The organism is Phaeobacter inhibens DSM 16374, from assembly GCF_000473105.1.
Taxonomy (GTDB): domain Bacteria; phylum Pseudomonadota; class Alphaproteobacteria; order Rhodobacterales; family Rhodobacteraceae; genus Phaeobacter; species Phaeobacter inhibens.
In genome coordinates this window covers 2,910,847-2,930,638 of sequence record NZ_KI421498.1, presented here as the reverse complement: position 1 = coordinate 2,930,638, position 19,792 = coordinate 2,910,847, and the positions used below count along the sequence as shown (strand labels likewise).

At 60.2% G+C, this 19,792-nt stretch carries 19 protein-coding genes; 8 read left to right on the top strand and 11 right to left on the bottom strand.

Annotation, left to right across the window (positions count from 1 at the left end):
* Window position 1 precedes the first annotated feature (1 nt).
* Window positions 2-259, bottom strand: a complete 258-nt coding sequence (locus INHI_RS0117775) for a hypothetical protein (RefSeq protein WP_014876152.1) — start codon at window positions 257-259, stop codon at window positions 2-4.
* A gap of 102 nt (window positions 260-361) precedes the next feature.
* On the opposite strand from INHI_RS0117775, the gene INHI_RS20605 reads away from it, so the two are divergent.
* The gene (locus INHI_RS20605; protein WP_014881336.1) at window positions 362-706 is read left to right on the top strand and encodes an SHOCT domain-containing protein; all 345 of its coding nucleotides are present in this window, start codon (window positions 362-364) and stop codon (window positions 704-706) included.
* A 57-nt stretch (window positions 707-763) separates the two neighbouring features.
* Here the strand turns inward: INHI_RS20605 and INHI_RS0117765 are convergent, their stop codons facing one another.
* From INHI_RS0117765 to INHI_RS0117755, 3 genes are all read right to left on the bottom strand, one after another.
* Complete coding sequence (locus tag INHI_RS0117765; protein ID WP_014881337.1) at window positions 764-1,750, bottom strand: branched-chain amino acid ABC transporter permease; 987 nt, start codon at window positions 1,748-1,750, stop codon at window positions 764-766.
* 74 nt (window positions 1,751-1,824) lie between these two features.
* Entirely contained in the window at window positions 1,825-2,634 is an 810-nt protein-coding gene (locus INHI_RS0117760) for an ABC transporter ATP-binding protein (RefSeq protein ID WP_014881338.1), read from the bottom strand.
* 97 nt (window positions 2,635-2,731) lie between these two features.
* The gene (locus INHI_RS0117755) at window positions 2,732-4,675 is read right to left on the bottom strand and encodes an AMP-binding protein (RefSeq protein WP_036767369.1); all 1,944 of its coding nucleotides are present in this window, start codon (window positions 4,673-4,675) and stop codon (window positions 2,732-2,734) included.
* 270 nt (window positions 4,676-4,945) lie between these two features.
* Here INHI_RS0117755 and INHI_RS0117750 point away from each other — a divergent pair, with 270 nt between their 5' ends.
* The 7 genes from INHI_RS0117750 (at window position 4,946) to INHI_RS0117720 (ending at window position 11,707) form a co-directional block, all read left to right on the top strand.
* Window positions 4,946-6,847 (top strand): hybrid sensor histidine kinase/response regulator, encoded by a 1,902-nt coding sequence (locus tag INHI_RS0117750; protein WP_027248482.1) that lies wholly within the window; start codon window positions 4,946-4,948, stop codon window positions 6,845-6,847.
* Window positions 6,844-7,548 (top strand): response regulator transcription factor, encoded by a 705-nt coding sequence (locus INHI_RS0117745; protein WP_014876158.1) that lies wholly within the window; start codon window positions 6,844-6,846, stop codon window positions 7,546-7,548. The genes INHI_RS0117750 and INHI_RS0117745 overlap by 4 nt, the downstream gene beginning before the upstream one ends.
* 80 nt (window positions 7,549-7,628) lie before the next feature.
* The gene (locus tag INHI_RS0117740) at window positions 7,629-7,856 is read left to right on the top strand and encodes a WGR domain-containing protein (protein WP_027248481.1); all 228 of its coding nucleotides are present in this window, start codon (window positions 7,629-7,631) and stop codon (window positions 7,854-7,856) included.
* 300 nt (window positions 7,857-8,156) lie between these two features.
* Window positions 8,157-8,807 (top strand): histidine phosphatase family protein, encoded by a 651-nt coding sequence (locus tag INHI_RS0117735; RefSeq protein ID WP_027248480.1) that lies wholly within the window; start codon window positions 8,157-8,159, stop codon window positions 8,805-8,807.
* Between the two features lie 48 nt (window positions 8,808-8,855).
* Window positions 8,856-9,470: a glutathione S-transferase family protein gene (locus tag INHI_RS0117730; RefSeq protein WP_027248479.1), complete on the top strand. Its 615-nt coding sequence runs from the start codon at window positions 8,856-8,858 to the stop codon at window positions 9,468-9,470.
* A 10-nt stretch (window positions 9,471-9,480) separates the two neighbouring features.
* Window positions 9,481-10,533, top strand: coding sequence for a saccharopine dehydrogenase (locus tag INHI_RS0117725; protein WP_027248478.1), 1,053 nt, complete (start codon window positions 9,481-9,483; stop codon window positions 10,531-10,533).
* 31 nt (window positions 10,534-10,564) lie between these two features.
* Window positions 10,565-11,707 (top strand): saccharopine dehydrogenase family protein, encoded by a 1,143-nt coding sequence (locus INHI_RS0117720; protein ID WP_014881344.1) that lies wholly within the window; start codon window positions 10,565-10,567, stop codon window positions 11,705-11,707.
* 118 nt (window positions 11,708-11,825) lie between these two features.
* Here INHI_RS0117720 and INHI_RS0117715 read toward each other — a convergent pair whose 3' ends face one another.
* The 7 genes from INHI_RS0117715 to INHI_RS0117685 form a co-directional block, all read right to left on the bottom strand.
* Window positions 11,826-12,149 carry a DUF3775 domain-containing protein gene (locus INHI_RS0117715; RefSeq protein ID WP_014876164.1) on the bottom strand — a complete coding sequence of 108 codons (324 nt, stop codon included), beginning with the start codon at window positions 12,147-12,149 and terminating at the stop codon, window positions 11,826-11,828.
* 99 nt (window positions 12,150-12,248) lie between these two features.
* A complete protein-coding gene (locus INHI_RS0117710) occupies window positions 12,249-13,550 on the bottom strand; it encodes an adenylate/guanylate cyclase domain-containing protein (RefSeq protein ID WP_014881345.1) in 1,302 nt (433 codons plus the stop codon).
* Window positions 13,550-14,779 carry a DNA recombination protein RmuC gene (locus INHI_RS0117705; RefSeq protein ID WP_014881346.1) on the bottom strand — a complete coding sequence of 410 codons (1,230 nt, stop codon included), beginning with the start codon at window positions 14,777-14,779 and terminating at the stop codon, window positions 13,550-13,552. The genes INHI_RS0117710 and INHI_RS0117705 overlap by 1 nt, the downstream gene beginning before the upstream one ends.
* Entirely contained in the window at window positions 14,779-16,731 is a 1,953-nt protein-coding gene (gene mutL / locus INHI_RS0117700) for a DNA mismatch repair endonuclease MutL (protein ID WP_027248477.1), read from the bottom strand. The genes INHI_RS0117705 and mutL overlap by 1 nt, the downstream gene beginning before the upstream one ends.
* A gap of 78 nt (window positions 16,732-16,809) precedes the next feature.
* Window positions 16,810-17,739 carry a metal ABC transporter permease gene (locus INHI_RS0117695; RefSeq protein WP_027248476.1) on the bottom strand — a complete coding sequence of 310 codons (930 nt, stop codon included), beginning with the start codon at window positions 17,737-17,739 and terminating at the stop codon, window positions 16,810-16,812.
* The gene (locus INHI_RS0117690) at window positions 17,736-18,941 is read right to left on the bottom strand and encodes a metal ABC transporter permease (RefSeq protein ID WP_014881349.1); all 1,206 of its coding nucleotides are present in this window, start codon (window positions 18,939-18,941) and stop codon (window positions 17,736-17,738) included. The genes INHI_RS0117695 and INHI_RS0117690 overlap by 4 nt, the downstream gene beginning before the upstream one ends.
* On the bottom strand, window positions 18,941-19,789 hold the full coding sequence (locus INHI_RS0117685) for a metal ABC transporter ATP-binding protein (protein ID WP_027248475.1): 849 nt from the start codon (window positions 19,787-19,789) through the stop codon (window positions 18,941-18,943). The genes INHI_RS0117690 and INHI_RS0117685 overlap by 1 nt, the downstream gene beginning before the upstream one ends.
* Between the last annotated feature and the right edge of the window lie 3 nt (window positions 19,790-19,792).

Here is a 19,792-nt window from a genome sequence, read left to right as displayed (position 1 = left end):
CTCAGATGCTCCCTTCTTGCTGCGCGCGGTTTCTCTGACCCGCGTCGAGTTGATTTGTCTTGCTTGCGTAACCACTTAGCTCGGCCACACGGGCCAGACGCAAATAGGCAAGGATGCCAGTGATCAGCCCCGCCGCCGCCAACAGCGATGCCGTGACCATCTGCGCCTCCGAAAACCCCTCGGCAGTCAGCGCCAGGTAGCCAAAGGCCCAGAACCCGGCCCATGCGATCACATTGACGATGGCAATCAGCTTGGTCATCTGACCCCTCCGACGTTAACCATTTCTTCGGATTTCCGGCTTTCGCCACATTTCGCCCAATTCTCTGTGCCATCTTTTGCGTGGGAAAAGTGAGTGGGAACGATGAGTGCAATATTGCAGGAAATCCGGCAGCTAGAGGCTGCCCGGGACAGGGGAGACATATCCCCTGAGGACTTTACAAAGGCGAAGAACCGGCTGCTAAGCACAGTCGAAGACGCGACTGTGTTGCCGCAGGCCAATCGCCAGCCAGCCCCGCGCGCCGCAGCGCGGCAATCGGGGACCGCGGCCTCTACGGCCTGGGGCATGCTGCTTCTGGCGCTATGCGCCGCTGCTGTCCTGACGGTGCTTGTCGGCCAGTTGGTCGGGGACATCACTATCGCCTTCACACTGGTGGTCACCATCTTTGCCGCCATCGTCATCGCCGCCTTCCGACGCCTGGAAGGCTGAACAGAGAGGCATGGCGCGGCGATATTCCGGTGGCGCCATGCAGACGTGATAACAGCCTCAGACCCGTTCAATGATCTTCTCCCCGAACAGACCTTGCGGGCGGAACACCAGGAACAGCAGCGCCAGCACATAGGCAAACCAGTTCTCCGTCGCGCCCCCAACCATCGGGCCAATCATGAATTCGAACAGTTTTTCGCCGACGCCAATGATCAGGCCGCCTACAATGGCTCCAGGGATCGAGGTGAAGCCGCCCAGCATCAACACTGGCAGGGCCTTTAGCGCGATCAGCGATAGAGAGAATTGCACGCCGGATTTGGTGCCCCACATGATCCCGGCGACCAGTGCAACAAAGCCCGCAACCGACCAGACCAGCACCCAGATAAAGTTCAGCGAGATACCAACCGACAGTGCCGCCTGATGGTCATCGGCCACCGCCCGCATCGCACGGCCCTGTTTGGTATATTGCGCAAAGGCAACCAGCCCCATCACCAGCAGCGCGGCAATAACCGTCGCCACAATGTCGAGGTTGTCGATGAAGAACCCGTAGTCAAAGATCTGATAGGTGGTCTCATCGATCCACAGGTTGATCCCCTGCGGCAGGCCGACATCCAGCGCTTTGATCTCTGACCCCCACATCAGATCCGCCACCCCTTCAAGGAAATAGGCAAGTCCGATGGTGGCCATGAACAGAATGATCGGCTCCTGCCCGACCAGGTGACGCATCACGAAATGCTGCACCATCCAGGCCAGCAGCACCATCACGCCCACTGTCATGACAATTGCGACAAAGGACGGGACGGTCCAGCCAAAGTGGGTGATATGCCCACCGAAGATCGCATTGATCACATGGGAGAACGGCACCTGACCGTTCATGATCCCCACCAGCGTCATCGCGGCAAACAGGGCCATAACACCCTGCGCATAGTTAAAGATGCCCGAGGCCTTGTAGATCAGGACAAAGCCCAGCGCGACCAGCGCATAGAGCACCCCTGCCATCAGGCCGTTCAGCGTGACTTCCATCGCAAAGACGAGTTGTTCAGGCATCCCGCTCTCCTCCTGCAAGTTTCATCACAGAAGCTTGCCAAAAATTTCCGAAATTCATTCCACAGCCCAGATGATCAGTCATGGCTGACCCCCAAGTAGGCATCAATCACGTCCTGATTGTTGCGCACTTCGTCCGGTGTGCCGTCGCCAATCTTCTTGCCGTAGTCCATCACGACAACACGATCAGACAGGTCCATCACAACGCCCATGTCATGTTCGATCAGCGCGATGGTCGTGCCGAATTCGTCATTTACATCAAGGATAAAGCGGGACATGTCCTCTTTTTCCTCAACGTTCATACCCGCCATCGGTTCATCCAGCAGCAACAACTTTGGCTCGGCGGCCAGGGCACGCGCCAGCTCAACCCGTTTTTTCAAACCGTAAGGCAGACGCGCAACCGGCGTCTTGCGGATTGCCTGAATCTCGAGAAAATCGATGATCCGTTCCACCGCTTCGCGGTTTTCGGTTTCTTCCGCCTCCGCCTTGCCGCGCCAGATCGCCTGCTGAAAGATATTGGTCTTCATGAAATTGAGGCGCCCGGTCATCACATTGTCGAGCACACTCATCCCGTCGAACAACGCGATATTCTGGAACGTGCGTGCGATGCCCTGACGCGCCACCTCATAGGGGCGCATCTGTGGGCGGGGCTTACCACGAAACAGCACCTCGCCTTCCTGCGGGACATAAAACCCTGAGATCACGTTCAGCATCGAGGATTTGCCCGCGCCGTTGGGGCCGATGATGGCCCGGATCTCGCCTTCGCGAATGTCAAAGGAGATATCCTTGATCGCAACCACGCCGCCAAAGCGCAGAGTGATGTTTTTCATCTCCATCACCACGCCGCCGATCTTGCGCCCGTCCTCGGTGATATAGCCGTCTTCCATATCCTTCACGACACCGCGCCTTTCGCATTGTTGTTTTGTTGTCTATGGCTTAGCGCCGCTGCCGATCGTGTTGATGCGGTTCTTGTCATCAAATGTCTCATTCCGCGGCCACCGCCTGTGTGGTAACCGGCACGACCTTGGCATCAATGATATCCAGCGTGGCGCTGATCTCACCCTTGCGTCCGTCCTCATACGTCACTTCCGTACGTGTCGAAATCTGCGAGGAGCCATCGTAAAGCGCTGTGATAATGTCGGAATACTTATCCTCGACAATCACACGGCGCACTTTGCGGGTCCGGGTCATCTCGCCATCATCGGCGTCCAGCTCTTTGTGCAGCACAACGAAACGGTGCACCTGACAACCCGAAAGCATGACATCCTGCGCCACCGACTCGTTGACGGTTTCGACATGTTCCCGAATGGATTGCAGCACCTTCGGATGACCCGCCAACTCCTGATAGGACGCATAGGCAATGTTGTTCCGCTCCGCCCAATTGCCCACCGCCGTCAGGTCAATATTGATAAAGGCAACACAGCGATCCCGACCATTACCGAACAGCACAACCTCCAGAATATCCGGATAGAACTTCAGCTTGTTCTCAACATATTTGGGCGCAAACATCGCCCCGTCCGCCATTTTGCCAACGTCCTTGGCGCGGTCGATGATCCGCAAATGGCCGCTGTCTTCTTCAAAGAAACCTGCGTCACCCGTTGCGACCCAACCTTCGGCATCCTTGGTCGAGGCCGTGGATTCCGGGTTGTTGTAATATTCGACGAAGGTTCCCGGCGAGCGGTAGAAAATCTCACCATTGTCGGCGATCTTGATCTCTACATCGGGGGCCGGAACACCCACGGTATCAGCGCGCACCTCACCATCGGGCTGCACGGTGATGAACACCGTCGCCTCTGTCTGGCCGTAGAGCTGTTTGAGGTTGATCCCAAGACTGCGATAGAAATCAAAAATCTCCGGCCCGATCGCCTCACCGGCGGTGTAGCCAACGCGAATGCGGCCATAGCCCAGCGTATCCTTCAGCGGACCGTAGACCAGCAGATCACCCAGTTTGTACTTCAACCGGTCCATCAATCCGACCGGGCGACCATCCAGGATGTCACCACCCACCTTTTTCGCATGTGCCAAGAAGTGGTGGAACATCTTGCGCTTCAGCGTGCTCGCGTCTTCCATACGGATCATAACGCTGGTCAGCTGACCTTCGAAAACACGCGGCGGTGCGAAGAAATAAGTTGGCCCGATTTCGCGCAGGTCCGTCATCATGGTGTCGGCGCTCTCTGGGCAGTTCACACAGAAGCCACACCAATAGGCCTGCCCGACCGAGAAGATGAAATCACCAACCCAGGCCATCGGCAGATAGGACAGGATATTTTCACCTGCCGTCAGCTTGTCAAACTCCGCAGAGTTCTTCGCGCTTTCGATCACATTGCGATTGGACAGAACAACGCCTTTGGGCTTGCCCGTGGTGCCAGACGTATAAAGCATCACGCAGGTGCTGTCGTAGGTCAGCTTGGCCTTGCGGGCTTCCAGATCAGGCGTCCATTCGTCGCGCGCCGCGCGGCCCTGATCCTGAACATGCGCATATTCATGCAGCGCATGGTGGTCATATTTGCGCATGCCCCGCGGATCCAGATAGATGATCTGCTCCAGATTGCTCAGCTCTTCCTGAACCTCAATGACCTTATCGACCTGTTCCTGGTCACCCGCGATCACAAACCGCGCACCGCAGTGGCCCAGCACATAGGCCATCTCTTCCGCCACCGCGTCCTGATAGAGCGGCACCGGCACCGCGCCCACCGATTGCGCCGCAACCATCGCCCAATAAAGCGATGGACGGTTGCGCCCGATGATAGCTATGAAATCTCCCTCGTTAACCCCGAGGTTGATCAACCCAAGCGCAAGCGCCTCGATTTCCTTCTGGGTTTCGGACCAGGTCCAGCATTGCCAAATGCCGAATTCCTTTTCCCGATAGGCTTGGCGGTCGCCAATCTGCGCCGCATTGCGTTCAAGCAGCGCCGGCAGGGACATCATCCCTGCGGCACCCGACTGCGTCTGAGCCACGTTCTTTCTCCTCCCCTTTCCGACCCATGCGGCCGGACTGATCGCTACCCGCGATTCTGATCCCGATTAGGGACGGCCTCATGCTAAGGCGTCAACTTTTTCCTGATGTTTTCCCAAATCTTACGAATTGTAACAGCAGTTCTCCTGGCGTACGCAGGCCCTCTTGAACGGTCCCCCTGTGACAGGCTAGCCCCTTTGCGCCGGCCCATCGGGATGCTAGCCATACGCCGGGGAGACAGCATGAACCGATCCGAAAAACACCGCGCCACGATGACCACAGCCGGGCTCAATCTGATTGCCCAGGCAATGTCGATCTATGACAGCGATTTGTGTCTGGTGGTTTGCAACCAGCGCTTTCAGGAGATGTTCGACCTGCCCAATGCGCTGATCACACCGGGCGCGCGGTTTGACGAAACCATCCGCCATATCGCCGCCAGCGGCGAATACGGCCCCGTTGATGATATCGAGGGTTTCGTGCAGCAGCGCGTCGATCAGGCGCTCGATTTTGTGCCCCATTATCTGGAACGCGAACGCGCCAACGGTCAGGTGATTTCGATCGAAGGGGCGCCGCTGCCTCAGGGGGGCTGGGTCACAGTCTATACCGACATTACCCGCACCAAGCGAATCGAACAGCTGTTGCGCGCCCGGTCCGAGGAAATGTCCGATCAGCTGATCGTACATACCGAGGAACTCTCGGCCACCAACCGCAAACTGGCCGCCACGATCACCGCACTGGAAGAGGCAAAGCGTCAGCTCACCGAGATGGAAGCCCGCACCCGCCTCACGACAGAGATGATGCCCGCCCATATCGCCCATGTGGATGCAGAGGGTTACTATACCTATACCAACCGGCGCCTCAGCTCTGTCTTTCCCAGCCGTCCTTCTGAAATTCTCGGCATGCATATCGCGGAGGCGCTTGGTGCCGCCGCCTACGACAAGATCGCACCACATCTGATGGCCGCCTATCAGGGCGACAGCCCGGTATTCGAATTCACCGAAAACCACGACAGCCGCCGGATCCGGGTCGCCTTCACCCCTGATGCCACTGGCGGCGTGTTCATCCTGTCGATGGATGTGACTGAGGAAACCCAGACCCGTGTCGCCCTGCAACAGGCCCGCCGCCGCGAGATGGCCGCACAGATGACCAGCGGGCTGGCGCATGATTTCTCCAACCTCCTGACCATCATCCTCGGGATGCAGGGCAAACTGGCCAAATCCGATCTGAACCCGGAGGCCGCCGATCTGGTCCAGGCCACGCTATCCGCTGCCCGCCGCGGTGGACGATTGCTGAACCGCATCGCCGAGATGACAGGCCATCGCAGCCTGCGGCCGCGCGCCACCGACCTCCACGCCCTGCTACAAGAGCTGAAGGTGCTGGCAACGCCATCGCTGCCTCAGGGTATGGGCCTCAGCATTGTAGATCATACGCCAGATGTGCGGCTGTTGTTGGACCCCGGGAAACTGCAGGATGCGCTGCTGAACCTTATCCTGAATGCGCGCGATGCCTGCGGCACGCAGGGTCAGATCACCGTCAGCGCCCATGTCGTTGGCCAGACATGGTTGGAAGTCAGCGTTACCGACACCGGACCCGGCTTTTCAAAAACCGCCTTAGACAAGGCACTTAATCCGTTTTTCACCACCAAAGGCGGCGAAGGCTCCGGCCTTGGTTTGCCAATGGTTTATGACATGGCGAAATCCACCGGCGGGGACATGCGGATCGGCAATACCGTATCAGGTGCCAGCGTTACCTTGCGCATTCCATACCGCCTTGCCCCTGATGCAGCCGGCGGGCTGGCACTGCTGGTTGAGGATAGCGAAGAGCTGCGCGCCACTTTCCGTGACATGCTGATCGATCTTGGTTATGCCGTTGTGGAGGCCACAAGCGTGGATGAAGCCTGCGCGCTCACCGCCGATATCGATGGTATTTCGCTGGTGTTGTCAGATATCAAGTTGCAAGGCAGCGCCACCGGCATTGATCTGGCAGATCGCTTGCAGGGATCTCGTCTGCCCTGCATTCTGATGACCTCTCTGCCAACCAGCGACCCTCTGTTTCGCACCGCCCTGAAGCGCTGTCCGGTGTTGCAGAAACCCTTTACCACCCATCAGCTCTCAGCGCTGATCAAATCGGACCCCGTTGCATGAGCAGACCCCTTATCACCATCCTGGACGACGAACCTGAGATCCGGCGTATCCTGACCGACACGCTTGAGGAGGCTGGGTTTCGCACCCAGAGCTTTGCCCGCGCCCGCGAGTTCGAGGCCTCTCTCAACCGGGTGACCCCCGATGTCTGTCTCGTGGATCTGTCACTGCCCGATACCGATGGGCTGGCGCTGGTCCACAGGTTGGCACTGGAACAGGGCGCCGCAGTGATCATCATTTCCGGGCGCGCACAAGTGCAGGACCGTGTCACTGGGCTTGAGCTCGGGGCTGATGACTACATCACCAAACCCTTTGATCCGGCAGAGGTCGTTGCCCGCATTCGCGCCCGCCTGCGTGGCGGCCCGCGCAGCGCCGCAACCACGGGAAACAGCGCAGAGTTCTCCGGCTGGACCGCGCATTTTGATCGCTACATCCTAGAAGATGACAGCGGCGCGGAGACACCATTCTCCCATGCAGAGGGCGAAGTGCTGCGGCTGTTCCTCGAAAGCCCAAAACGCCTGATCTCCCGCGCGCAAATGCAGGAAAGCCTGGGCGGCGGTGCTGGAGAGAGTTTTGACAGGGCAATGGATGTCCGTATTTCCCGGCTGCGCACCAAACTGCGCGAAGACCCCAAAAATCCCCGTCTGATCAAAACGATCTACGGTGCCGGCTATATCTTTCTCGGCGATGTGACCTGGCTGTAATCCCGCTGCGGCTGGGCCGATAAGGTCTGGACCTGCAGCACAGACTGGACGCAGCGAATCGGGGACGATATGATTCGGATATGGCCACCTGTCTGCTCTATCGCCAAGCCCCCGCGCAGGTTCCGCGCTTTTATCGGATCGAACTTGCGATGAACCTGTTCGCCGAGGTCTCCGTTCTGCGGGAATGGGGGATTGCTGGTGGCAGCGGACAGAGCGCGATCAACATCTACGGCAACCTACGTGAGGCGTCGATCGCCGCGGACCAGCACCGTAAACGGATGCTGAAACGCGGCTACGACCGCGCCTGATCTCCGCTAAGGTCGCCGCTACGACAGCTCGTGGCCCGTCCAAGCACAGCGCAGACCTCTGGTTCTCATTGTCGAAACCTGCCGTTCGCCCACGGTGCAACAGCTGCCAAACCAGTGCGTTTTCGCGATCCAGCGTTAAGCCTTTGTTCGGTTGTTTCGCACGCGAAACATTTGGTCCGGATCGGACCTAAAATCCAATCCATGCACCTGCCTTAACCGATTGGATCCGAAACCGCCAACTGGCCCTTTCCACCGTTGCAAAGCTTGCATAAGACTTGCCCGGACGCAAAGGAACACGCCATGACCCATATCACGCTGATCCGCCACGGACAGGCCAACACCGGTGCCCGCGATGAGGCGAGCTATGATCGGTTGAGCGATCTGGGCCATCAGCAGGCACGCTGGCTGGGCGCACATCTGCGCGACACCCGCGCATATTACACCCGCGTCTATTGCGGCACCCTGACGCGCCATATCGAAACGGCTGCCGGAATGGAGCTCGAAAATGTGGTGCAGGATCCCCGCCTGAATGAGATGGAGTATTTCAACCTGGCCGAGGCGATGCAGGATCAGCACGGTCTGGAAATTCCCACCGAGCGTGAGGGGTTTGTCGATCACATGCCCAAGGTCTTTGCCGCCTGGGCCGCAGATGAAATCGCAAACCCGCCCGAAAGCTGGCGCGACTTTGAAACCCGCACAAGATCTGCCCTGACAGAGATCTCAGCAGGTGACGGCCCCGCACTGGTGGTCACATCAGGAGGGTTGATCGCCATGGCGATGGGGCAGGCGATGGGGCTTGATACAACCGGAACAGCACGGATCGCGCTGGCGATCATGAACAGTTCCCTGCATCGGTTGCACCCGATCGGCGGTCAACTGAGCCCGGTTTTGTTCAACGCGGTGCCGCATCTTGAACATCCGGAACGGCACTACGCGCAAACGCATCTCTAGGCTCAGCATAGAGCACTGAGAACGCATGATCTGAGGGAGGACAGAATGATGCAGCTATATTACGCACCCAAGACGATTTCGGTGGCCGTGGCCATTGCGCTGGAAGAGGCCGGATTGGACTATGAACCCATCCGCATTGACTTTGCTGCCAAGGAGCAACTTGGCGACGCCTATGCCCAGATCAACCCCAAGGGCCGCGTACCAGCATTGGTCGTCGATGGCGGTATCCTGACCGAAACCGGCGCGCTGTTGGAATATGTGGCCGACGTGGCCCCGGACGCTGGCCTGCGCCCCACAGACCCCGTGCTGCTGGCGCGCATGCGGGAGGTGATGTTCTACCTCGCTTCAACCATGCATGTGAACCACGCCCACAAGCTGCGCGGCAGCCGCTGGGCCACGGAGCGTAGCAGCTGGAAAGACATGCAGAAGATGGTGCCCCAGACCATGGCGACCTCCTGCGACTATATCTGCCAGTCCGGTCTGCGAGGCCCCTTGGTGCTGGGCGACGCGCTCAGCCTCGCCGATTGCTACCTCTATGTGGTGTGCAGCTGGCTGGAAGGCGACGGGGTCGATGTCGCGGACTACCCCAAAATTCAGAAATTCATGGCGAGCATGGATCAGCGCGAGTCCATCCGCGCCGTGACCGCCAAGGGCATGCTGTAAAGGACAAGACATGACGCATCTATGGGTACGGGCCGAACAGCGCCCCAACGAAGAACGGGTCGGTCTGACCCCTGAAGGCGCCAAGGCGCTCTTGGCCGCAGGTATCAAGGTCACGGTTGAGGAAAGTTCAGTCCGGGCCATCCCCTTACAGGGGTATGTCGATGCAGGCTGCGATATCGCAGCCGAGAACACTTGGCCGGACGCCCCAACGGATGCCATCATTTTCGGCCTGAAAGAACTGCCGGAGGATGGTACCCCGCTGCCGCATCGCCACATTATGTTTGGCCATGCCTTCAAGGGCCAGCATTCCGGCAAGGCACTGCTGGAGCGGTTCAAGGCCGGTGGCGGCACGCTCTATGATCTGGAGTATCTTGTCGATGAAACCGGTCGTCGAGTCGCCGCGTTTGGGTATTGGGCTGGCTATGCCGGTGCAGCGGTCACACTGAAAACCTGGGCCGCGCAGCAGCGTAGTGAGCTATGCGGGCCGGTCGACGTCTACGAAAGCAAAGACGCCCTGCTGACAGATCTTGGTGCCGAACTGGATGCGCTGAAGGTAGAGCGCCCCACCGCTATGGTGATCGGGGCGCTTGGGCGCGTGGGCACCGGTGCTGCCGACCTCTGCGAGGCGATGGGCATTAAAGTCACCAAATGGGATATGGCCGAAACCGCCAGCGGCGGCCCCTTCCCCCAGATTCTGGCCCATGATCTGTTCCTGAACTGCATCTTTGCCCGCCCCGGCACCCCGGTGTTTGTCCCGCGCGATGCATTGGAGCAGGATCGCCAGCTGTCCGCCATCGGGGATGTCGCCTGCGACCCGGACAGCGACTACAATCCGGTGCCGGTCTATGATCGCGCGACAACCTGGGCCTCCCCCGCGCTGCGTGTCGCCGAACATCCGGTGCTCGACGTTATGGCAATCGACAACCTGCCGTCCATGCTGCCCGTCGAAAGCTCGGAAGACTACGCAGCTCAGCTTTTGTCCTCTCTACTGACCCTCACCGATCTGCAAAGCGGCGTCTGGGGGCGGGCGGAAACCACCTTCAAGGATCATCTTCCGGGCTGACAGCCGACGGAACCAACAACGGAGACTGAAAATGACAATCCATTGGTGCGGCACCGGCCTGTCCGCAATTCCCGGCCTGCGTCGCCTGCTTGAGGCCGGTCATGATGTCGCGGTCTGGAACCGCACACCCGACAAAGCACGCGAAGCGATTGGCGATCTGACCAGCAACATCCACAGCTTCAGTCTGGCCAACCTCGGCCAGATGCTGAGTCCCAAGGACGTGATCGTGTCGATGCTGCCTGGCGACTGGCATGTGCCTCTGGCAGAGTTGGCGATTGAGCATGGCGCTCATTTCGTGTCCTCCTCCTACATTGCGCCAGACATGCGCGCCCTGGACCAGAAGGCCAAGGATGCAGGCGTCTGTCTGATCAATGAGGTCGGCCTCGATCCCGGTATCGATCACCTGATGGCGCATGCGCTGGTCGCGGATTACAAAGCCTCTGATGCGTTCGACGTCGATAATGAGCTGAGCTTCATCTCCTACTGCGGCGGCATCCCCAAGACACCGAATCCGTTTCGATACAAATTCAGCTGGTCGCCGCTCGGCGTGCTGAAGGCGCTGCGCTCGCCGTCCAAATCGATCCGCGATTTCAAAGAACTGGATGTCATGCGCCCTTGGGATGCAATTTCGTCCTACGCGGCACCGCTGCCCACGCCTGAGAGCTTTGAGGTTTACCCGAACCGCGACTCGCTGCCCTTCATGGCGCAGTATGAATTTGGGGACGACTGGAAAGTGAAGGACTTCGTCCGTGGCACCCTGCGTCTCAATGGCTGGGCTGAAGCCTGGGCGGATGTGTTCAAAGAGGTCGAGACCCTAGAAGGCGCCGAAGGTGATGCCCGGCTCAAGGAGATGTCGGATCAATTCTGGACCGAAAACGCCTATGACGAAGGCGAGGCAGATCGCGTCGTACTTTGCGTCGGCCTCAAAGCTGAAAAAGACGGCTCTGAAGTCTGGCACAAAACCTACGTCATGGATGCCTGGGGGGATGAACGCGGCACCGCCATGGCGCGTCTGGTGTCTTATCCCGTATCCTTTGCCATTGAAGCCGCCATGAACAGCAAAATCGCGCCCGGCGTCAGCGCCGCCCCCAGCGATCCGGCATTGGTGGATCAATGGATGGCCAAGATCGGTGAACTGGCTCAGCACCTCGAGGTTGTCGACAATAAGGCCTGAGAGATCCCGCGGTTTGGGGGCAGCCCTCGGTAGATAAATCATGCGGGCGCCGGTTACCGGCGCCCTTCTGCATCAGGCCCCAAACATCAGCGCAAACCGACCAGATCGGCCGATTGGGCTAGCGCCCGATGACATCCTCTTCAACGCCCTGCACATCAATCCCCAGCGCATCCAGCCCGGCCTCCAGATTGTCCGCCAGATGCGGCGTGCCGATCAGGTAATCGGCGGTTGGAGTGGTGGCCTCCTGCCGGGCAGTGGCGATGGCCTCTTCCAGATCACCGGCCTCGAAACTGTCACGACCGATCCACATGATCGCCACCAACTCCGCCTGTTCATCTTCCCCCATTCGGTCAATGAACGCCCTGAGTTCGCCTTCGGCGCGGGTCAGCTCGCGGGCCATCAGGGCCACCTGCGCCACCTTGCGGGTACTGATCTCAAGCATGGCGATTGTCCTCCGTTGTCCGCGCATGTGACAGGGATCTAAGCCAGGTTCACCACCACCGTCCTTGATCTGAGGCAAAGACCGCAACAAAGACCCTGATCAGCCCTCTCTGCCGTAGATCTCAATCACCTTGCTGCGCCCGCGCAGGGTTACCGGCGGCAGTGCCACCCAGCGTTGGCGGGCGGGCTCGATCCCTGCGACCGCCAAGGTAGCGGCGGAGGCTATGATGATTTGCGGCACTGTTTTGCTGTGTTGCTCCAGCCTTGACGCTGTGTTCACGGCATCACCAAAGACTGAATATTCCAACCGCGCCGCATTGCCCACGACGCCAGAAAACACCTCTCCTGCATGGACGCCGATACCGATCTCCACCACGGGCTCCCCGGCTGCGACCCGTCGGTCCGACCAGCGGTGGATCGCCTCGCAGAGCGTCGCAGCACAGGCCAGCGCCCGGGCCGCGCCATTCGGCTGCCCCATTGCAACCGGTGCATCATCAAACAGCAACATCGCAGCATCGCCCATGTATTTGTCAATCATCCCGTCGTGACGTGCCGCACTGTCTTCGACCTCGTTGCGGAAAGCGGTGATGAAATCTCCGACTTCCTGCGGGTCACGGGTTTCCGACCATTGGGTAAAGCCGCGAATGTCGACAAACATCACTGCCATCGGCTGCCGCTGCCCTTGCTGGAGCGCCAATAGCCCGCCATCTGCCAGCTGATCGGCCACCTGCGCCGGTAGGTAGCGGGTCAGATTGGCGCGCGCATCGGCCGCCTCCAACTCACGGTAGAACAGCCGTCGCATCCGCGCAGCCGCCAACACCATGACCAGACCTGCAAGGAGGATCATCGTCAGCTTCATCACATTAGCCGGAGTGTCCAACACGCTGTGCAAGATCCCAAGCTGTCCGACATCAAGCCGGTCATCCGGCCAGAATATCAACCCGCCCAACCCGGCGCTAAGCAGCACAGTTGTATAAAGCTGCAGGCGCGGGTCCATCCGCATCACACCATAAGCCAGCACCAGCGGCACCAGCCAGGCCGGCGGCAGCAGCAACGCCACCCCGCCGGGATAGCTGCTGTTTTCAAGGCTGAACCAGACATTGAAGAGGAGAAACCCACAATCCGCAGTCACGCTGAACCACGACATCCAGGGCCGGAACCATCCGAGCGTGGTCGCTGCGAAAGTCACCACCCCCAGCATCAAATAAGCAAACATCGTCAGAACGGCGAACAACAGCTGGCGATGCAGAAACGGGGCCAGCGTGCTGAAATCCAACCCGGCCACGGTGACCACGAACACGGTAAACAACCCCAATGTCACCGCGATCCTGAGGACCGAAACCAACCGCTCTGCTGCGATTGAGGCATTGTTCAGCAGGGGCGCAATTGTGGTCTGCTGCATCAGCTTTCGGGCCGCCCCAGCGGAACGACATTGGCCGGATCACCGGGCTGGCCAATCCCTGCCGACGGTGCCGCGATTTCCTCAAAGTCGAAGTTGTCCAGCCGCTGCGCGCGACGACCAGCCTTGTCGGCACTGATCTTGATCTCGGCGATATCCTTGGCTGCCATGCCGAAATGCCGGTCCAGATTGCCGACCCGGTCCCCCAGGCGTTCCACATCCTTATGCAAATGCGCCAGTTCACTGCGGATCGCCCCGGCCTGTTCCCGCATCCGGGCATCCTTGAGAATAGCACGCATCGTGTTCAGCGTTGCCATGCAGGTCGTCGGCGACACAATCCAGACCTTTGCGGAGAAGCCCTCCCGTACAATATCAGAGAAATTGGCATGCAGCTCGGCATAAACGGCCTCAGACGGCAGGAACATCAGCGCGCCATCTGCGGTCTCGCCGTCCAGAATATACTTCTCCGAAATAGCCCGGATATGAGCGCGCAGCGCGGCCTTCAGCTGCCGTGCCGCACTGGCCCGCTGCTCCTGTGTGTCTGCGTTGCGCAGCGCCTCATAAGGTTCCAGCGGGAATTTGCTGTCGATCACAATCGGGCCGGGCGGATTGGGTAAATAGATCAGACAGTCGGCGCGTTTGCCATTGCTCAGCGTATGTTGGAACGCATAGCTGTCGGCTGGCAGCGCCTTGGAGACGATATCATTGAGCTGGATTTCACCAAACGCGCCACGCGTCTGCTTGTTTGCCAAAATATCCTGAAGCCCCAAGACATCTCCCGACAGTTTGGTGATATTGTCCTGTGCCTTGTCGATCACCGCCAGCCGCTCCTGTAGCTGCGTAAGCGAGGTTACTGTACGTTTGGTCGATCCATGCAGGCTTTCTTGCAGCCGTTCCTGCATATCCGCGAGGGCGCGCGCCTGTCGCAGCGCGTTGTCCGATAGGCGGTCGTTAACCTGTTGCTGCACCGCGCTGAGTCGGGTTTCCACCGTCTGGATCATCTGCACCTGCGCATTGGCCTGCGCGTCCGAGACATGTTGCACCCCGCCGCGCAGCTGCTGAACACTTTGCCCCAGATGCGCCATCTGCTGTGCAATCGGCGCAATGCTCTGCACTGCACGGGCGTTGGCACGCAGCATCATGAGGAGGATCAACACCACGAGACCACCCAGCCCCAGCATCACCAGAACCTGCGGCTCTGCAGTCTGGAGAAACAGCACGATGGGCTCCATCAGCTGCGTCCGAACAGGCGTTCGATGTCGGCCAGTTTCAGCTCGACATAGGTGGGGCGGCCATGATTGCACTGGCCCGAGTGCGGAGTGGCTTCCATTTCGCGCAGCAGGGCATTCATCTCCTCGCCCCGCATCCAGCGGCCCGAACGGATGGAGCCATGGCAGGCCACGCGGCTGAGGATGGCTTCGATCTTGGCCTGAACCAGCTGGCTTTCGCCCTGATCATCCAGCTCATCCAGAATATCGCGCACCATTGCTTCGGCGTTCACGGTCCCCAGAATGGCCGGTGTTTCACGCACGGCAATGGCACCGCCGCCAAAGGCCTCGATCCCAAGGCCAAAGCGGTTAAGGTCATCTGCAACCGCCAGAATACGGGCACAGTCGCCCTCGCTCAGCTCCACAATCTCAGGGATCAGCAGAGCCTGCGCGGCCACCCCGGTTTCCGCCATCTGGCGTTTCAGTTTTTCGTAGACCAGCCGCTCATGGGCTGCGTGCTGATCGACGATGACCATACCGTCGGCGGTCTGGGCGATGATGTAGTTTTCATGCACCTGCCCGCGGGCGGCACCAAGCGGCAGTTGCTCGGCCCCGGGTGCGGATGTTTCGGATCTCTCCAAAGGCTGACCCGGAGCCATTGCCGGGTTCTGGCTCTCGGGCGCCTCTGTCACCCGGCCACTATAGGCCTGAGCCAGCTCGGCAAAGCCTGATGGGGGCGGCATCTCGCCACCGGCTATGCGTGACTGGCCTGGGGCCTGCGCCGCATAAGAGAGGCTCCGCGCGCCCAGTGAGGGGCGGTCCATCTGATAGATCCGTGGTGCCCCGTCCGCGCCCGGCTGGCTGGCCATGGGTTCGGGACGCATCGCGCCCAGTGTCGCGCCAGCCACCGTGCTGGAGGCGCGGTGTCCGGCCTCAGCCAGCCCATGGCGCAGCGCAGAGACAATCAGACCTCGCGCCACACCAGGATCCCGGAACCGGACCTCGGATTTGGCGGGATGCACGTTCACGTCCACCAGCGTCGGATCGCAATCCAGAAACAACGCCGCCGCCGGATGGCGATCACGGCTGAGAAAATCGAAATAGGCCGCCCTGAGGGCGCCGGTCAGCATCTTGTCCTTGACCGGTCGCGTGTTCACAAACAGGAACTGCGCCACCGCCGCACCACGCGAATAGGTAGGCAAAGCCGCATAGCCAAAGAGCCGCACACCGTCGCGTGTGGCGTCAATCTTCAGTGCGTTCTCTGCAAATTCCCGCCCGAGCACCGTCGCCAAGCGCCCGTGCAGCGCATCAAATAGGTCACCGGTCAGGGGATCCGCGCGGAAGGTCACGCGCCCCTCGCCACCGCCGGACACATCGCGCAGGGTAAACCCGACAGAAGGTTCCGCCATGGCCAGACGTTTGATCACATCGCCGATGGCTTGTGTTTCGGCCCGGTCGCTGCGCATGAACTTCAGCCGTGCAGGGGTCGCGTAGAACAGATCCCGCAGCTCCACCACTGTTCCGACACGCAGGCCGGCGGGTTTGACAGGTTCCGTCCGCCCGCCCGCCACGCGGATCTGGGCGGCCTCCTGATCCTTGGCGCGACTGGTGATGCTCAGCCGTCCGACCGCGCCAAGGGAGGGCAGCGCCTCACCGCGGAAACCAAAGGTATGGATATTCAGCAGATCGGATCCGTCGATCTTGGAGGTTGCGTGCCGGGACAGCGCCAGCGGCAGATCCGCTGGCGACATGCCGCAGCCATCATCCGTCACCCGGATCAGCGTCTTGCCACCATCAGCAATTTCGATGGTGATCCGCGTGGCGCCCGCGTCGATGGCGTTCTCCACCAGCTCTTTTACCGCCGAGGCGGGGCGTTCCACCACCTCGCCTGCCGCGATGCGGTTGATGGCGCTGTCGTCGAGCTGCCGGATGACCGGTTGAGAGATGCCGCTGATTTGGGGGTCTGCTTGTGCCATGCCGCAATATTTAGCATGGCGCCGCGCGATTCTTCCAGCCGCAATCCTCGCGGCTAGAAGCTGCCAGTGCTGCGAAAGTTAGATGCCTGCAGGCGCTCCGGCCCGATGTCTGCACGGCCCGAACCGCGCCGCAATGGCCAGTAACAGGCCCGAAACCGTTGCGATCATACCTGCTGCGCTGACCGCGTCAGTCGCCCCAAGCCAAAGCGGACCATAGCCCGCCAGCACGTAGCCAAGGATAGCGGACACAACAGCGAAGGCAACACTCCAACCCAGCTGTCCTTCCAGACGGTTCGACATCATCCGCGCCGCCGCAGGCGGGCAGATGAACATCGCAATGACAATAATAGACCCCACCGCGTCAAAGGCGGCGACGGCTGCAATTGCGGCGGTGATCACCAGCCCCAGTCCCAAGAGGTTGGTGCGAATGCCAAGGGTCCGGGCGAACCCCTCGTCAAAGGTCGAGATCTTAAGCGACCGCCAAAACAGCGCGATGAACAGGGTGACGCCGATCAGGGTCAGCGCCATGCGTGGCAACTCGGCTGGCAGATATCTGAGCGCGGCCGGATCCAGCAGCGAGCCCCAGCCTGTAGCATCCAACCAGATCAGGCTTTCAAGATTGCCGTAGAGCGCATGTTCCACATCCAGATGCACTGTTGATGTGTCGGTCTGTTCCAGCAGCAAGACGCCACCTGCAAACATAGTGGTGAAAACAACGCCCATTGCCGCGCCCGGCTCAATCCGGCCAAGGCGCCGGATCAGCTCAATCAGAACCACCGCAGCAATAGCAGCCCCAGCCGCGCCCAGCATCATCGGTCCGGCGGCAATCACCCCGGTCAGAAGGAAGGCCACCACAATGCCAGGCAAGACCACATGGCTGATGGCATCGCCGATCAACGCCTGACGGCGCAGCAGAAGAAAGTTACCGGGCAACGCGCAGGCCACGGCAGCAAAGATACCGATCAGCAGTGGCGTCAGCGACAGGGGAACAAATTCAGCGCCGCTCATGCCGGAACCTCACGGGGGCCGCCGATACGGCGGTCAATTTCAGAAATCTGGTCCTCGGTCAGGACCGTCTCAATCTCGCGCAGCCCATCATAAAGCGCGGCTGCCGCCTCATGCGTCTGATCGCTGCGGACCAGCGCCCAGCGATGTTCATCCCGCAGCGCCTTGGCGGCGCGGGCGCGGCCTTCTTCCGTGGCCACACCATCCGCCCGCAACAACCCGCGTCGACGCAGCAATCGCAGGGTCAGTGGCTCATAGATCACCTGATCCTGCGCGAGCGCCAGCAATCCCTGTCGCAGATGGACCCGACGCTGAAACCGCAAATGACGTAGCACAGCAGCAAGCACGCCGCGATTGGGGGCCAGCAGGAGTGACAGCGCAAAGAGGCCAAAACTCATCAACACGATGATCGGACCGGTGGGGAGATTGGGCGCCGAGGCTGAGACCGCAGCCCCCAGATAGGCTGACAGCCCTCCGGCCACGCCTGCCAGCAACACCACCAGATCGGATCGCTCGGTCCAGAAACGGGCGGTAACCGCAGGGATGATCAGCAATGCCACGATCAGGATCAGGCCGACAATCTTCAGGCCGACAACGGTGACGGCCATTACCAAACCCATCATCATCATATCGATCCGCGACACTGAAATGCCTCGCGCCGCGGCATATTCAGGGTCAAACGCAACCAGCGTCATCGGACGTCTGAGCAACATGATCAGAAGCAATGTTGCAGCGCCACCGCCGGCGATCACCAGCGCATCATTCCACAGCATGCCCGCAGTGGAGCCGAGCAGGAACCCCTCCAACCCGGCCTGACGACCCACGCCAAGCGTCTGAATCACCGTCAGGATCACAATGCCGAACCCGAAGAACACCGACAATACTGCGCCAATCGCGGCATCCTCAGCCAGGCGGGTGCGCCGTGTGAGCCAATTGAGGCACCAGAGCCCCGCCATCGCCGACAGCGCAGATCCGGCCAGCAGACCGGCCAGATTGCGACCATCACCGCCAAGCGCGACCATGACGAGAAAGGCCAGACCAACACCGGGCAGTGTCGCGTGACTAATGGCGTCACTGACCAGTGCTCGTTTGCGCAGGAACAGAAAGGTACCGGTGATTCCAGATGAGATGCCAAGCAGCGTCGCGCCAATGGCCACCAACGTGGCGTTATACCCCATCTGCAACAGCAGAGCGTCCCAAAGCATCAGAGCGTCCCACCGGTCTGCGGGTGTCGCGACGTCGGTGCTGTGGCCAGTTGATCGACCTGCTCGGTGGCGAGTCGTCCGCCGTAAGCGCTTTGCAGAGTTTCTGCAGTAAAGGCCTGCGCAACCGGACCTTCCGCCACTTTACGGGTGTTGATCAGGAACACATTGTCAAAATATTCACCCACCGTGGCGAGGTCGTGATGGACTACAACCACGGTTTTACCATCTGCACGCAGCTGTTTCAGCACGGCGATGATGGCCTTCTCAGTCGCCGCATCCACTCCGGCAAAAGGTTCATCCAGCAGGTAGAGATCCGCACCCTGCGCCAAGGCCCTCGCCAGAAACACCCGCTGCTGCTGCCCCCCAGAGAGCTGGCCGATCTGGCGGGTGGCAAAATCACCCATCCCGACCCGGTCAAGACAGGCCTTTGCGGCCGCCCGATGGCCTCCGGTGATCCGTCCCAGAAGACCCAGCTCCCGGTAGAGGCCCATCATGACCACATCAATCACCCGCGTCGGGAAGTCCCAATCCACGCTGGCGCGTTGTGGCACATAGGCGATGCGACCACGCTGACTGTTCAACGGTTTGCCGAAGACCTGCACCCGCCCCGAAACCGGCGGCACGATACCAAGCGCCGCCTTCAGAAGCGTTGATTTACCGGCCCCATTGGGACCGATAATCGCGGTCATACGACCTGGTTCCACCGTCATGTCTACCGAAAAAACTGCGGGTTTCTCACCATAGGTGACAGTCAGGCCGCGAATGCCCAGCGGCGATTGTTGCAGGTGTTGGCGGCTCTCGGTTGAACCAGCCGGTGCGCCATTTTCACGGGCCAATTCCACAGCCATCTC